Consider the following 12,661-nt stretch of genomic DNA (forward strand, 5'->3'; position numbering starts at 1 on the left):
CCCTTACCGGGTCGCGCTTTCGAGAACTTCAACGACCGTCCAGCGCTTGGTTTTGCTCAGGGGGCGAGTTTCGCGGATGCGAACCCGATCGCCTTCCTTGCACTGGTTGTCTTCATCGTGGGCCTTAAAGCGGCGCGTGCGAACCACAATCTTGCCGTACTTGGAGTGGGCCGAGCGGTTTTCCACCGACACCACCACCGTTTTCTGCATCTTGTCGCTCACAACAACGCCAACACGTTCTTTGGCAGCCATAGGGGGTTAACTCCAGAACTACGCTTGGGTTGCTGCTTCAGATGCAGCCGCGAGCTTGCGCTCATGCTCCACCGTGAGCAGTTGCGCCAACTCATGCTTTGCATGTTTGATTTCGTGCGACTTCACCTCTTGGCGAATCGCCTTCTTCATCCGGAATTGGAACAGTTGGCGCTTGAGTTCCAAAATGCGATCGCCCAGTGCGGTGTCACTAAGGGCGCGCGCGTCAGCAATCTTCGGGAGAGCCATAGGGCATTACGACTGGATGTCTTCGCGAACAATAAACTTGGTCTTCACGGGCATCTTGAACGCGGCCAGGCGCATTGCTTCGCGAGCCGTCTCTTCAGCAACACCCTTGATTTCGTACAGGATCCGACCGGGCTTGATTACGGCCACCCAGAACTCCGGTGCCCCTTTACCGGAACCCATCCGGGTTTCTGCGGGGCGCATGGTCACGGGCTTGTCAGGGAAGACGCGGATCCAGATTTTGCCACCCCGGCGGATGTAGCGGGTCATGGCCCGACGACCGGCTTCGATTTGGCGAGCCGTAATCCAGCCGCATTCCAGCGATTGCAGGGCAAAATCCCCAAAATTCAGCGAACTGCCCCGAGTGGCGAGGCCCCGCATCCGGCCGCGTTGTTGCTTGCGGAATTTTGTTCTTCTTGGACTGAGCATGGATTATTCCTCGTTCGAGCGGTCTTCAAACTGCTGACGACGACGGGGTTGGCGACGACGCGGCGCAGGCTGATTCGCCGGGGCCACTTCCTCTTGTCCAGGAATGATCTCGCCCTTGAACACCCACACCTTGATCCCCAACACCCCATAGATGGTGCTGGCGGTGCGGTAGCTGTAGTCGATGTCCGCCCGCAGGGTATGCAGGGGCACGCGACCTTCCCGCGTCCATTCCGATCGGGCAATTTCTGCACCGTTCAAACGACCGCCGACTTGGATTTTGATCCCTTCGATCCCAGCGCGTTGGGCCCGTTGGATCGCCTGGCGGACGACCCGACGGAACGACACCCGGCGCTCCAGTTGCTGAGCGATGTACTCGGCAATCAAGGTGGCATCGGCATCGACGCGGGCCACTTCGATCACGTTGATTCGGATCTGGCGATCGCGGCTCCCCAGCAGGTTTTGCAGACCAACCCGCAGGGTTTCAATGCCACTGCCGCCCCGGCCCACCACCACACCCGGACGGGCGGTGTGAACTTCTAGGTCGATTTGGTCAGCCTTGCGCTCAATCCGCACCTTGGCAATGCCGGCATTGTTCAGGTTCTTCTCAACGTATTGCCGGATTTTGTGGTCTTCCTGCAACAGGCTGGAATAACGCGACGGATCTGCAAACCAGCGCGAGCGGTGCTCTTGGGTAATGCCGAGTCGCAGGCCGACGGGGTGAATTTTCTGTCCCATGGTTTCCTCGTCTCCTTATGCTTAGGCTTCTGCCGCCGGAGCAACCGCCACGGTGATGTGGCAGGTGGGCTTGCGGATTTGGTAGGCGCGACCTTGGGCGCGAGGGCGGAATCGCTTCAGGGTGGGGCCCTGATCAGCGAAGGCCGTGCTCACCACCAAGGAGGTGGCATCGAAACCGTTGTTGTTTTCTGCGTTGGCAGCGGCCGATCGCAGCAACTTGCGAACGATTTCGCAGGCGCGATAGGGCATGAACTGCAGAATAATCAGCGCTTCGGCGTAGCTCCGACCACGGATTTGGTCGAGGACGCGGCGAACTTTGCGGGGGGACATCCGCACGAAGCGCACGCTTGCTTTGACTTCGTTGGGACTAAGTGCCATATCTGAGCGATTCTCCGGGGGTTACTTGCGTCCTTTCTTGTCGCCCTTGGTGTGGCCTTTGAAGGTGCGCGTGGGAGCAAATTCCCCCAGCTTGTGGCCCACCATTTGCTCGTTGACGTACACGGGGACGTGTTGCCGGCCGTTGTGGACGGCGATCGTGTGACCCACCATTTGCGGCAGGATCGTTGAGGCTCGTGACCAGGTTTTGATCACTTGCTTTTCGCCCTTGACGTTCAGCGCTTCTACTTTTTTGAGCAGCTTGTCAGCAACGAAGGGACCTTTTTTCAGAGAACGAGACATACGCTTTAGGAACTCTTAGGGATTCGCGATCTCAAGCGGCGATCGCCCAGGGCTGGAGGGTTAAACCAACGGGCGGGCGATCGCCACACTGAAAAAACCTATGCGTTGCGACCGCCGCGACCGCGCTTGGACGACTTACGACGACGACGCACAATGAGTTTGGTGCTGGCTTTCCGCTTGTCGCGGGTTTTGCGACCCAAAGCGGGTTTACCCCAAGGGGTGACCGGGCCAGAACGCCCAATGGGCGCACGCCCTTCACCACCACCGTGGGGGTGATCCACCGGGTTCATGACGCTACCGCGCACTTCCGGACGGCGACCCAACCAACGCTTGCGGCCGGCTTTACCCAGGCTCAGGTTGCGGTGTTCGGAGTTGCCGACGCTGCCGATGGTAGCCATGCACTCTTTACGGACCTTGCGCACTTCCGTAGAAGGCAGCTTCAGGGTGACGTAGTTGCCTTCTTTAGCGACCACTTCAGCACCGGAGCCAGCGGAACGGGCCATTTGCGCACCGCGACCCGCCACCAACTCAATGTTGTGGACGGTTGTACCCAAAGGCATGTTGGCCAAGGGCAGAGCATTACCCACTTCGATCGGGGAATCGGGACCCGCCACGATCGTTTGGCCCACTTTCAGGCCAACGGGGGTGATGATGTAGCGCTTTTCGCCATCTTCGTATTGCACCAACGAAATGCGCGCATTCCGGTTGGGGTCATACTCGATCGACAGCACTTCAGCGGTCATACCCAGCTTGTCGCGCTTGAAGTCGATCTTCCGGTACAGACGCTTGTGGCCACCACCCCGGTGACGACAGGTGATCCGACCCAGGTTGTTACGACCCTTGCGGCGGTGCTTGTAAGAAGTCAGGGACTTTTCGGGTTCGCTGCGGGTGATTTCCGCAAAATCAGCCACGCTGGCTTGACGAACCCCGGGGGTATAAGGACGGAAGGTACGAATTGGCATCGTCTTAAAACTCCTTCAGCGCTAGACTTCGGGGAACAGTTGAATCGAACTGCCTTCGGCCAGCGTGACGATCGCCCGCTTCACCTGAGGACGGTAACCCGACAGCCGACCCAGTTTCCGGGTCTTGCGCGGCGGGTTGTAGGTGTTGACCCTCTGGACTTTCACCTCAAACAGACCTTCGATCGCTGCCTTGATGTCCAGCTTGTTGGCGCGGGGATCCACGTCAAACACGTACTGGTTGTTTTCCAGCAGAATCGTGGCCTTTTCGGTGATGATCGGCCGGCGAACCACATCCGCCAACGTGCGATCGTCCAAGCGCGTCTTGTACTTAGGAGTGCGCTTAATCATCGCCGTAAACCTCCTTGATCTTCTCCAGCGCGTCCGCCGTCACCACCACCTTGTCGGCGTTCAGCAGGTCGAACACATTCAGGTTCGTTGCCAAAATCAACCGCAGGCTTTGGACGTTCCGGGCCGACAGCCAAACGTTTTCGTCTTGGTCAGCCACAATCAACAGCACCTTTTGGTTCGCATCCACATCCCAACGGGCGAGCGCGGCCAACAGGTCTTTGGTCTTGGGCTGGCTGAGTTGGCTGGCAAAGTTTTCCACCACCACCAAGTCATCCAAGCGACCTTGGAACGCCGTGCGCAGGGCCAGGCGGCGTTCCTTCCGGTTCATCTTTTGCGAGTAGTCGCGGGGCTTGGGGCCAAAGATCACACCACCACCACGCCATAGGGGAGAGCGGTTCGAGCCAGCACGGGCGCGACCGGTTCCCTTTTGCCGCCAAGGCTTGCGACCACCACCGCGCACTTCCGAACGAGTCTTGGTGCTGACAGTGCCTTGACGAGCGTTCGCCAATTGACGCACCAAAGCCCGGTGCACAATGTGCTGAGCGTTTTCTTCACGGGCGACGCGTAAGTCCAGCTCGGTCTTGCCGGCTTCCTTACCGTCCCAATCTTTCACAATGCAGTTGACCATTGCTGTGCTCCACGTTCGACGGACTTACGGGCGATCGCGCTTACTTTTGACGACCCACCAGGTTGGACGGTGCAATGCTGACCAGCGTCCCCGGCTTGCCCGGAACCGCACCCTTGATCAACACGAGATTGCGATCGGGGTCGATCCGCACAACCGTCAGCTTCTTGACCGTCACACGCTCATTGCCCATCCGGCCAGCCATGCGCTTACCGGGATAGACACGACCGGGGGTCGTACCCGCACCCGTCGAACCGGGCAGACGGTGGTTTTTGGAACCGTGAGACATCGGCCCGCGACCAAAGTTGTGGCGCTTTTGGTAACCCGCGAAACCACGACCAATGCTGTTTCCCGTCACGTCAACGATTTGACCGACTTCGATGCAGCGATCGGCGCGGATTTCTTCACCAAGGGTAAAGCCAGCCACATCCACCAAACGGTATTCCCGCAGGTGGCGCAGGGGCTTCGCGTTGGCCTTGCTCAGGTGTCCGATTTCCGGCTTGCTGAGGGCCTTTTCTTTGACTTCTTGAAAACCCAACTGAACGGCCGTGTAGCCATCAGTCTCTTTGGTTTTGATTTGCGTAACGGTACAGGGGCCAGCTTGGATGACCGTTACCGGGATGGCCCGGCCCGTTTCATCAAAGACTTGGGTCATGCCCAACTTAGTACCTAGAATGCCAAGAGACATGGCGTTCTCCTTAGACTAGGGATGGTTAGGAGAGTCCTTCCCCCTAGCGTCAACCAGCCGTAACAAGAGCGCCTCTAGCGCGTAAGGGCCAGAAGCACTTTCCCGACGGACTTTGAGTTTTGGGCACTCTGATTGACGTAGACTGACCGCTTATCTGCGCTGAGAAATCGTTGAGAATCTCAAGGCTCGGATGTCAGTCAACCGAGGGAAGATTTTGCGCTGGAGCGGTTTGCATCGTTGCAGCGCGTTTGCTTGCTAGGACTTAAGCAGCGACCTGCTCAGTATCCGGTTCAGCAAAAGTTGCCTGGAAAATTTGCCAGATCGGCAAACGCTGTGATTTTAGGGTCGCGTAGCGCAGGAAACCACAGTTTTGGCAACGGTTTAACATTATAGGGGGGTGACGGTCTTTTGTCTAGCAATTGATGATTTTGCTACAAAACCAGGGGCACACCCCCCGCCTCTCGGGCCAGGAATGGGGGCGAATGCCCTATCCCTTCACGATCGCCCCGAAATCTCCAAGCACCCTGGCATGGTTCCGCAACAGGCCCAGGAGGTTTAGCCGGTTACGCCGCACCGCTTCATCATCCACCATCACCATCACGCTTTCGGAACCATCAAAGAAGTTCGCTACCACGGCCGCCGCCTGAGCCAGTTGATCGGCCAGGGGCTGGTAGTGACGGGTTTGGCGCGTGGCTTGGGTGATGGGCAACAGGGCAACCAGGGCATCATAAAACGCCTGTTCTGAGGGTTGCTCAAACAAAGCGGGCTTCACGGAAGCGGCGGGATCCAGATCGCTGAAGTTGAGATCGCCCTTGGCGGCCAGTTTGGAGGCACGGTTGATGGTGGCATAGAGGTTAGCCAATTGCCCCGATCGCCGCAGGGATTGCAAGAACTGTGCCCGTTGCAGCACGTCGGCGGGGTCGTAGAGGGCGCGCAGGGACGCATCTCGATCGCCCGGTTCTCCGACCACTGCCAAGGCCAGGTCGTAATCAATGCCCTGTTCATCTTCGAGCAGGCTGCGGAACCGTTGCACAAAGAATTCCGCCAGTTGCGTGCCCATGCCAGAATCTGCCCAACGATCGACCGATTCCGGCTCAATCAACGATTCCAAGTTCAGAGACCAACCGGCATCCCAAATGATGTTCACCACGGCGTTGGCGGCCCGGCGCAGGGCAAAGGGATCGGAGGATCCACTCGGCAACAGGCCAATTCGGAATAGGCTGCACAGGGTATCGAGGCGATCGGCCAGGGCCACAATGCGCCCGGTTTGGCTGGTGGGCAAAGCATCACCCGCGCCCTTGGGTAGGTAATGTTCCCCGATCGCCACCGCCACCGCTTCCGGTTCCCCGCTGGCCCGAGCGTACTTCTCGCCCATGATGCCTTGCAGTTCTGGGAACTCGAAGACCATGCTGGTCACCAAGTCTGCTTTACAGAGCAGGGCGGCCCAGTTCACCAAGTCCCGATCGTCCGCCGACAGTTGCAGTTGGTGGCAGAGCCGATCGGCCATGGACACGATTCGATCGACCTTGGCCCGCATACTGCCCAATTGGTCTTGGAAAGTGACCGTTTCCAGCTTGGCCAAGTAGCTTTCCAACGGCTTGGCAATGTCGGCCTTGTAGAAATACTGGCCATCGCTGAGGCGGGCCCGCACCACCCGTCCATTGCCCTCAGCGATGATGGTGGCCTTGGCCGGATCCCCATTACTGATGGTGATGAAGTTGGGCAACAGTCGATCGGGCTGGCCCGGTTGATGGACGGGGAAATAGCGCTGATGGGTGACCATGACGGTTTTGGTCACTTCCGACGGCAACTCCAAAAATTCCTGATCAAAACCACCAATTACTGCCGTGGGGAATTCCACCAAGTCCCGCACTTCTTCCAGCAAATCGGGGTCAATTTCCGCTTCTCCACCCAGTTGGGCCGCTGCGGCCTGGGTTTGCTGAATGATCAGCGCCTGCCGTTGCTCGGGATTCACCAGCACGGAAGCGGCTGCCAGGCTAGCCACATAGTCCGTGGCCTGGGCGATCGAAACCGGCGCAGGATGCAACACCCGGTGGCCGGTCGTGACTCGATCGGCCGTCAGCACTTCCGCCGGGCGTGTTTCGGTGGCCGCTCGCACGGTCAAAGACACCGGCAATACTTGATCATCCCAGAGGGCAATCAGGCTGCGAATGGGCCGGGGGAATCGGAATTCTCCATCTCCCCAGCGCATAAACCGCTTCCCTTCGAGGGCTAGCACCCATTGGGGAGCCAATTCCTGCAAGAGATCGGGGGTCGATCGCCCCGCCGTGAACACTTCCGCAAAAACAAATTCACCCTTGTCCGTGGCTCGCAACTCCAAATCGCTCAGGGCCACGCCGTTTTTGCGCGCAAATCCTTCGGCGGCCTTGGTGGGCTGCCCATCCCTGAAGGCAGCACTGGCCGGCGGCCCTTTCACCGCCTCCCGGCGATCGGGCTGGCGATCGGGCAACCCTTCAATCACCAGGGCCAAGCGACGCGGTGTGGCAAACACCTGCACCGATGTGGCGCTTAGGTTGGCTTCCGCCAAGCTCTGGGGCACGCGATCACGCCACTGACGCACCGCACTGGCCACAAAACTTGCGGGTAATTCTTCAGTGCCGACCTCAAACAAAAAAGCAGGCATGGGAGCGCTGGAACTCGATGAACAGACTTGAAAAACCTAGCAGATCGCCAGCATAAACGATCCGAAACCATCCGACTGAGGGCGATTGTTGCGTTGCGTTGCGTTGCGTTGCCTTCGTTAACTGGTCTTCATTGACTGGCCGTCGTTAACGCGCCCAGCCAAAAGACTGGCCAATCGCCTCAGTCACAGCAGCCATCAGCCCCCTAGGCACGCCCCAGCCACAGAATTCCTGCAATCACCAGCAGCACCAGCAGCAACCCAAAGCCCAAAAAGCGATTCTCATGAACAATCAGGGCCGGATCGATCGGCTTTGGCTCCGGCATGGGACGCGATCGAGGCGATCGGCTCGGGGCCTGACCGGTGGCCGCCTTGAACCCCGCACCATCCGCCGCCTCCAAGCTCGACAAATCAGGAATTTCCGTCAGCCATTCCGGGCGCTTGCTCAACACGGGCGCTTCCAAAATCGCCAACAACCGGCGAGCTTGCGATCGGGTTTCCAGGTGGGGATGCTTCGTCAGTTGCCGACACAGTTGCAACCCCGCATCCCGCAGGCCCGCGGCCTCGTAGGCCGTCACCAACCACACCTGCATTTCACCCCCCAAACGCCCATTGGCCGGCAACAGCGCCGCCCCCGTTTCCAAAGCCTCGATCGCCTCGCGATAGCGCCCTGCCTCAAACAGCATCCGCCCCTGGTCATAAAGCGTTTGGGCCCGATCTAGGGTCATGGCCTCAAAATCCGTTACCGGCTTTGGATCAGCCGTCTCTGGCTCCGTACCGGTTTCCACAGCACTCGCCCCCGATGCGGGGTTCAGCGATGAATTCAACGAGTGAAAAACTGCTTCTTGATTTGGTTGATCTTGCTCTGCCGCCACGCGATCGCCTCAAATTCCTCTCGGTTCAGAGCCTTTAGTTTAACCTCGCGCTCCATAACTACTTTACGCAGCGGCAAGACCTTGGGTTAATCTTAAGGGGCATTTTTTGAGAAACACCACCGCGCGCTATGAAACGGCCGCTCGCGATCGCCGCCCTCACCAGCCTTGGCCTTGGTTTGGCAGGACTGCACATCAACGCCCAAGCCCAAGACCGCAGCGCCCCCGTGGTGGAATGTCGCCGCCCCGTGCCCCTGATGCCCGTTGGTGGCAACGACCCCGAAGTGGTGAAGCGGGTTTCGGCCCCCAGCCTGCTGTTCACGCGCAACAATTGGAACACTGATTTTGTTGTTCCCAGCAATCAAAGCTTTACCAGTTTTCGAGTCAACTTGTTTTTTAAAGACTCCGGCAATTACAAGTCTGAAATGTTTCTCAAATATGGGGACAGCAGCAACGATCAGTTCTATGACGAACGGGTGAATGCTGAAGCGAATCAACTGGTGCAAGTGCCTGCCTATCCACGTCGTCGGCCCGGCCAAAACATTCAACCGTTTCAGGTGAACGTGAAGGTGGGCAATACAGGATCGATCGGGAAAGTGTATGTCGTTTCCGTGGATGCTTGCCGTTAGTTCTTAGGGGCTTCTTCTAACCAATAGACCAACATGTCTCCTCGGCCTTTCACGGCAATTACCCCCCGCTGGGTTAATCGATAAAGGCTCGCTTCTCCCCCCAGGCGATCGAACACAGCTTGAGTCACTTGAATTTTGCCCGGCGATCCTTGAGACTCCATGCGGCTGGCCACGTTCACCGTGTCCCCCCACAAATCGTAGGCAAACTTTCGCAACCCAATCACACCCGCCACCACGGGACCCGAGTGAAGTCCCACCCGAATGGAGAGGGGATAGCGGGACGTTTGATTCAATTGCTCGATCGCCCGCTGCATCGCCAAAGCCATGTCCGCCGCCGCCGCCGCATGGTTAGGGTTGGGATTCGGCAAGCCCGCCGCCGCCATGTAGGCATCGCCAATGGTCTTGATTTTTTCAAGGCCATGGAACTCGGCTAACTGGTCAAATCGCGAAAACATGCGATTGAGTAATTCAATTGTTTCGCCCGGTTGCAGTTGCGAAGCCAGGGGCGTGAATCCCACTAAATCCGCAAATAAAACCGTTACTTCTGGGAATAAATCTGCAATTTGGGACGAATCCGTCAGGAGTCGATCAGCAACGCTGCGCGGCAAGATATTGGTGAGCAATTGATCCGAACGTCGCTGCTCTTGGCGCAGTTGTTTGCGAACTTCAAACTCAGTGCGAGATAGACGTTCATAAAGGCCAACCACCAAAGTTGACATTAAAGAAATCCACACCATATCAAACAAAACTTGCCCAGGATCCAGAGGCTCCGGAAAAATTGACTGCCCCATCAAGCCATTGGTTAAAACATAATTCACATAGGCAATGATGTGGGAAATGAGATGCCAATGCCAGCGAAACGGCAGCACGGCCGCGATGCTAAAAAAGCCCAACGTCCAACCCTTCAAATCGGGCATGACGGGCGTGCCCCAATAGCTGGGTAAATTGGTCACCACCGAAATCGTGGTTGAAAGCAGTAAAAATAGCCCAAATTGGGATGAAAAAATCACCGGATCCAAGCTCAAGCGCTCAGGCCGCTTCGGTTGAATCAGAGGTGGCAATTTTCCGTCCTGACTTAAGGGCTTTGGGACAATATTTTTAGGAGTTGCTTTAAGAGTTGTTTGTCGAGAAACAGCAGAATAGGCCCCCGCAGCCGATGCAGGAACCAAATATCGTTCAGTTAAAGACTGGGTTTCACGGCTGCCAGCAAAAATTAAAACAATCGCCATTAGATGGCGAATTAAACGCACGCTGAACAGATCGCCTTTACTGGATTCTTCAAAGGCAATCAGAACTGAGAACGTGCTGAAATAAATAACTCCTAGGCGAAATCCCAGCATCAAGCGCTGGTGAATCAATGCCGATCGCCAGGCAACATAACTATCAAATTCCGCTTCATTGAGATGTCGCCCATCTCCCAAAAGGAGGTTGATGCAACGGGTTAACCAAGCGCGCAACAGACTACGAAAGGATGGGCTACCTCTAGGGCGATTGCGCCAAATCCGTCGCCAAGGGGTCAAGGGCACAGCAAGAGCAAGAGCAGGGAGAAATCGGAGAGTCTTGGAATTTTATTGGAATTTTAACGGAATTGAGCGACGGAATTGAACGACGAAATTAGGCAAATTCAGTTGTCAGGACTTGGAATCATTTCCCTAGCAACTCCGCCTAATCAGATCTGATTGGCCACGGTGAGCAAATTTACTTAAATTGGCTTGACAATCGCTAGGGATCCATTGCACCAGTAATCAATTGCGCTAGCGATCCATTGAAGTCGTGATTAGTCACTATCGACAGGCACAAATCGAGATTGAGAAAACGTCCTGAGAGGAAATGTCTTAAAAAAGCAATTAATTGGGACGGTAGGGATCGATCGAGGGATAGGGGCCAAATTGCACTTGGCGCAATCCACAGAGATCATAGGGCTGTTCTTCCAAGACCGTCTGGGAACCATCAGAATAAATGGCTTTGATTTTGTAGTTACACCCGGATTGATAAAGGTTGTCGTAATTAAATTCCAAGTCGATCGCTTCGCCGGATTTTAAAATGCGATCGCCTAAGAGTTCTTGCCAATCCCCTGAATAGCGAGGTGCAATATAGAGGGCGTATAAACTACGAGCATTATTGTTGCGAAAACGAATCCGCGCAACGCGGTTTTCTGGTCGAGTATTGTCCCATTGGGCGAAGGCTCCTTCGATCGCTGTGCCGAGGACTGTAACCCCGATCAGACCCATGGCAATCAGTTGGCTGCTCCACCGTTTGAAATTCATAACTCAGGCTCTCTGCGTGAGGTTGCAATTGAGAAAAAGATTGCGTCCAGTGTACGCGCGATTGTTCAGTCCCTGCTAGGGGATGGCAAAAATTGTTGAGAGAATGCTGAGCAATTCCTCAGTAATGTCTGCAAAATCACTCAGAATCCCATTGATTTTGTCGATTGTGGAGCGTTTTTAGCTCGTTTCGCACCCGATCGCCCAGTTTCAATGCTTCATCAAGTACTTGACTATATTCAAGGGCTTGATCCGTCACCAGTTGCATATGCTGACCCAGGGTAGCCCCTTCAAAGGCATCCACTTGCGCCATCACCACATCTTGGTTTTCACGTAACACCCGTTCTATTTTCAAGGCATTTTCCAGCTCTGATCGCAGTTGGCTCAAGGTAGCAATTGTTTGGGCTTGCTCCTCAGGACTGATCACCTTTCCAGAGGCTTGGGCCAGTTGAGCCTTCACATCCGTTGCGCGCACCAGTCGATTAAATTTTTCGACCTCTTGAGTCAAGGGCAGGAGCGATCGCAAGGTATCTTGTTTTTTTTCTTCATCCCAAGAAAACCAAATGGACATGGGAATACCCGTCAGCAGACAAGCACTGGCAGACCAGCGCACAATGTTAATGACGCTGATTCCAGCAAACAAGCCCAACAGACGAACTAAGTAAAACCCACCAATGGCAATTGGAATCACAAAAATCCCAAGCAAGATTGCCCAAATAATCGAAAACCAAAATCCATTCCAGGCATATTTCAAGCACCGCTTGCCAATTACTTGCCATTTAGACAATTTACGATTTTGATGCAAGACTTTAGACAACTCTTGAGCATCTTTGAAGGGAACGCCAGTTAGGGTTTGGAAGTCCGTAGGCGACAGAAGCAAGGTTTGCCAATTAGTTGTTTTTTCACCCATATTTTCACTCATACTCAGTTTCCATTAATGGTCAGTTTTGCCTGAACTTCACCCGATTCCATGGTCGTCAGATTCGGTCAGTCAGCCCTGATGGTTTGCGATTTGTTTTCTATCCTAAGCATCGCCTTGCCTCTCGATCACCCGGTCTGACCGCAACCCACAGCGTCCACTGATTCGACTCAAAGGGCTGACCATCGAACCCGTGCAACTGGCCCTGGAGCGGCTAGGTCTAACTCAGTTTGTCTTGGCCGAAAAGGAGGCGATCGCGCCGCGCCCCAGTCATCTGAATCCCCCTGCACCGCAGCAAAATCACGACAAAATCACAGCACAATCGCGACAAGGTTGCCGGAAACGGGTAACAGCAGCGCCGGGGACGAGGGGCGAG

The 12,661-nt window shown here is 55.8% G+C and carries 16 protein-coding genes; 1 reads left to right on the top strand and 15 read right to left on the bottom strand.

The window, feature by feature from the left end; all coding sequences use genetic code 11:
- Positions 1-3: 3 nt before the first annotated feature.
- The 12 genes from rpsQ to VPK24_RS04080 all read right to left on the bottom strand — a co-directional run bounded on the left by rpsQ (position 4) and on the right by VPK24_RS04080 (position 8,428).
- The gene (gene rpsQ / locus VPK24_RS04025; RefSeq protein ID WP_099534705.1) at positions 4-252 is read right to left on the bottom strand and encodes a 30S ribosomal protein S17; all 249 of its coding nucleotides are present in this window, start codon (positions 250-252) and stop codon (positions 4-6) included.
- Positions 253-270: 18 nt separating this feature from the next.
- Positions 271-498, bottom strand: coding sequence for a 50S ribosomal protein L29 (rpmC, locus tag VPK24_RS04030; protein ID WP_393010843.1), 228 nt, complete (start codon positions 496-498; stop codon positions 271-273).
- A 6-nt stretch (positions 499-504) separates the two neighbouring features.
- Positions 505-924, bottom strand: a complete 420-nt coding sequence (rplP, locus tag VPK24_RS04035) for a 50S ribosomal protein L16 (protein WP_099534703.1) — start codon at positions 922-924, stop codon at positions 505-507.
- 3 nt (positions 925-927) lie between these two features.
- Positions 928-1,659 carry a 30S ribosomal protein S3 gene (gene rpsC / locus VPK24_RS04040; RefSeq protein ID WP_099534702.1) on the bottom strand — a complete coding sequence of 244 codons (732 nt, stop codon included), beginning with the start codon at positions 1,657-1,659 and terminating at the stop codon, positions 928-930.
- 21 nt (positions 1,660-1,680) lie between these two features.
- Positions 1,681-2,037: a 50S ribosomal protein L22 gene (gene rplV / locus VPK24_RS04045; RefSeq protein WP_099534701.1), complete on the bottom strand. Its 357-nt coding sequence runs from the start codon at positions 2,035-2,037 to the stop codon at positions 1,681-1,683.
- 21 nt (positions 2,038-2,058) lie between these two features.
- Entirely contained in the window at positions 2,059-2,337 is a 279-nt protein-coding gene (gene rpsS / locus VPK24_RS04050; RefSeq protein WP_099534700.1) for a 30S ribosomal protein S19, read from the bottom strand.
- Between the two features lie 98 nt (positions 2,338-2,435).
- The gene (gene rplB, locus VPK24_RS04055) at positions 2,436-3,299 is read right to left on the bottom strand and encodes a 50S ribosomal protein L2 (RefSeq protein ID WP_099534699.1); all 864 of its coding nucleotides are present in this window, start codon (positions 3,297-3,299) and stop codon (positions 2,436-2,438) included.
- Positions 3,300-3,320: 21 nt separating this feature from the next.
- Positions 3,321-3,647, bottom strand: coding sequence for a 50S ribosomal protein L23 (locus VPK24_RS04060; RefSeq protein WP_099534698.1), 327 nt, complete (start codon positions 3,645-3,647; stop codon positions 3,321-3,323).
- A complete protein-coding gene (gene rplD, locus VPK24_RS04065) occupies positions 3,640-4,275 on the bottom strand; it encodes a 50S ribosomal protein L4 (protein ID WP_099534697.1) in 636 nt (211 codons plus the stop codon). The genes VPK24_RS04060 and rplD overlap by 8 nt, the downstream gene beginning before the upstream one ends.
- Before the next feature lie 40 nt (positions 4,276-4,315).
- On the bottom strand, positions 4,316-4,960 hold the full coding sequence (gene rplC, locus VPK24_RS04070) for a 50S ribosomal protein L3 (RefSeq protein ID WP_393010844.1): 645 nt from the start codon (positions 4,958-4,960) through the stop codon (positions 4,316-4,318).
- A 487-nt stretch (positions 4,961-5,447) separates the two neighbouring features.
- Positions 5,448-7,604, bottom strand: a complete 2,157-nt coding sequence (gene glyS / locus VPK24_RS04075; protein WP_393010845.1) for a glycine--tRNA ligase subunit beta — start codon at positions 7,602-7,604, stop codon at positions 5,448-5,450.
- 203 nt (positions 7,605-7,807) lie between these two features.
- Entirely contained in the window at positions 7,808-8,428 is a 621-nt protein-coding gene (locus VPK24_RS04080; RefSeq protein ID WP_393010846.1) for a hypothetical protein, read from the bottom strand.
- Positions 8,429-8,604: 176 nt separating this feature from the next.
- Between VPK24_RS04080 and VPK24_RS04085 the strand changes: the two genes are divergently transcribed.
- Complete coding sequence (locus VPK24_RS04085; protein ID WP_393010847.1) at positions 8,605-9,102, top strand: hypothetical protein; 498 nt, start codon at positions 8,605-8,607, stop codon at positions 9,100-9,102.
- Here the strand turns inward: VPK24_RS04085 and VPK24_RS04090 are convergent.
- The 3 genes from VPK24_RS04090 to VPK24_RS04100 all read right to left on the bottom strand — a co-directional run bounded on the left by VPK24_RS04090 (position 9,099) and on the right by VPK24_RS04100 (position 12,288).
- Positions 9,099-10,628, bottom strand: a complete 1,530-nt coding sequence (locus VPK24_RS04090; RefSeq protein WP_393010848.1) for an adenylate/guanylate cyclase domain-containing protein — start codon at positions 10,626-10,628, stop codon at positions 9,099-9,101. The two genes, VPK24_RS04085 and VPK24_RS04090, sit on opposite strands and share 4 nt — an antisense overlap.
- A gap of 321 nt (positions 10,629-10,949) precedes the next feature.
- Entirely contained in the window at positions 10,950-11,369 is a 420-nt protein-coding gene (locus VPK24_RS04095; protein ID WP_393010849.1) for a hypothetical protein, read from the bottom strand.
- Between the two features lie 136 nt (positions 11,370-11,505).
- The gene (locus tag VPK24_RS04100) at positions 11,506-12,288 is read right to left on the bottom strand and encodes a hypothetical protein (protein ID WP_393010850.1); all 783 of its coding nucleotides are present in this window, start codon (positions 12,286-12,288) and stop codon (positions 11,506-11,508) included.
- Positions 12,289-12,661: the final 373 nt, after the last annotated feature.

It is taken from the genome of Limnothrix redekei LRLZ20PSL1 (genome assembly GCF_043235035.1).
Taxonomy (GTDB): Bacteria; Cyanobacteriota; Cyanobacteriia; order CACIAM-69d; family CACIAM-69d; genus CACIAM-69d.

Bases quoted from the DNA above. Each gene is read 5' to 3' on its own strand.
- rpsQ (WP_099534705.1), bottom strand. From the start codon at position 252: ATGGCTGCCAAAGAACGTGTTGGCGTTGTTGTGAGCGACAAGATGCAG.
- rpmC (WP_393010843.1), bottom strand. From the start codon at position 498: ATGGCTCTCCCGAAGATTGCTGACGCGCGCGCCCTTAGTGACACCGCA.
- rplP (WP_099534703.1), bottom strand. From the start codon at position 924: ATGCTCAGTCCAAGAAGAACAAAATTCCGCAAGCAACAACGCGGCCGG.
- rpsC (WP_099534702.1), bottom strand. From the start codon at position 1,659: ATGGGACAGAAAATTCACCCCGTCGGCCTGCGACTCGGCATTACCCAA.
- rplV (WP_099534701.1), bottom strand. From the start codon at position 2,037: ATGGCACTTAGTCCCAACGAAGTCAAAGCAAGCGTGCGCTTCGTGCGG.
- rpsS (WP_099534700.1), bottom strand. From the start codon at position 2,337: ATGTCTCGTTCTCTGAAAAAAGGTCCCTTCGTTGCTGACAAGCTGCTC.
- rplB (WP_099534699.1), bottom strand. From the start codon at position 3,299: ATGCCAATTCGTACCTTCCGTCCTTATACCCCCGGGGTTCGTCAAGCC.
- VPK24_RS04060 (WP_099534698.1), bottom strand. From the start codon at position 3,647: ATGATTAAGCGCACTCCTAAGTACAAGACGCGCTTGGACGATCGCACG.
- rplD (WP_099534697.1), bottom strand. From the start codon at position 4,275: ATGGTCAACTGCATTGTGAAAGATTGGGACGGTAAGGAAGCCGGCAAG.
- rplC (WP_393010844.1), bottom strand. From the start codon at position 4,960: ATGTCTCTTGGCATTCTAGGTACTAAGTTGGGCATGACCCAAGTCTTT.
- glyS (WP_393010845.1), bottom strand. From the start codon at position 7,604: ATGCCTGCTTTTTTGTTTGAGGTCGGCACTGAAGAATTACCCGCAAGT.
- VPK24_RS04085 (WP_393010847.1), top strand. From the start codon at position 8,605: ATGAAACGGCCGCTCGCGATCGCCGCCCTCACCAGCCTTGGCCTTGGT.
- VPK24_RS04095 (WP_393010849.1), bottom strand. From the start codon at position 11,369: ATGAATTTCAAACGGTGGAGCAGCCAACTGATTGCCATGGGTCTGATC.
- VPK24_RS04100 (WP_393010850.1), bottom strand. From the start codon at position 12,288: ATGAGTGAAAATATGGGTGAAAAAACAACTAATTGGCAAACCTTGCTT.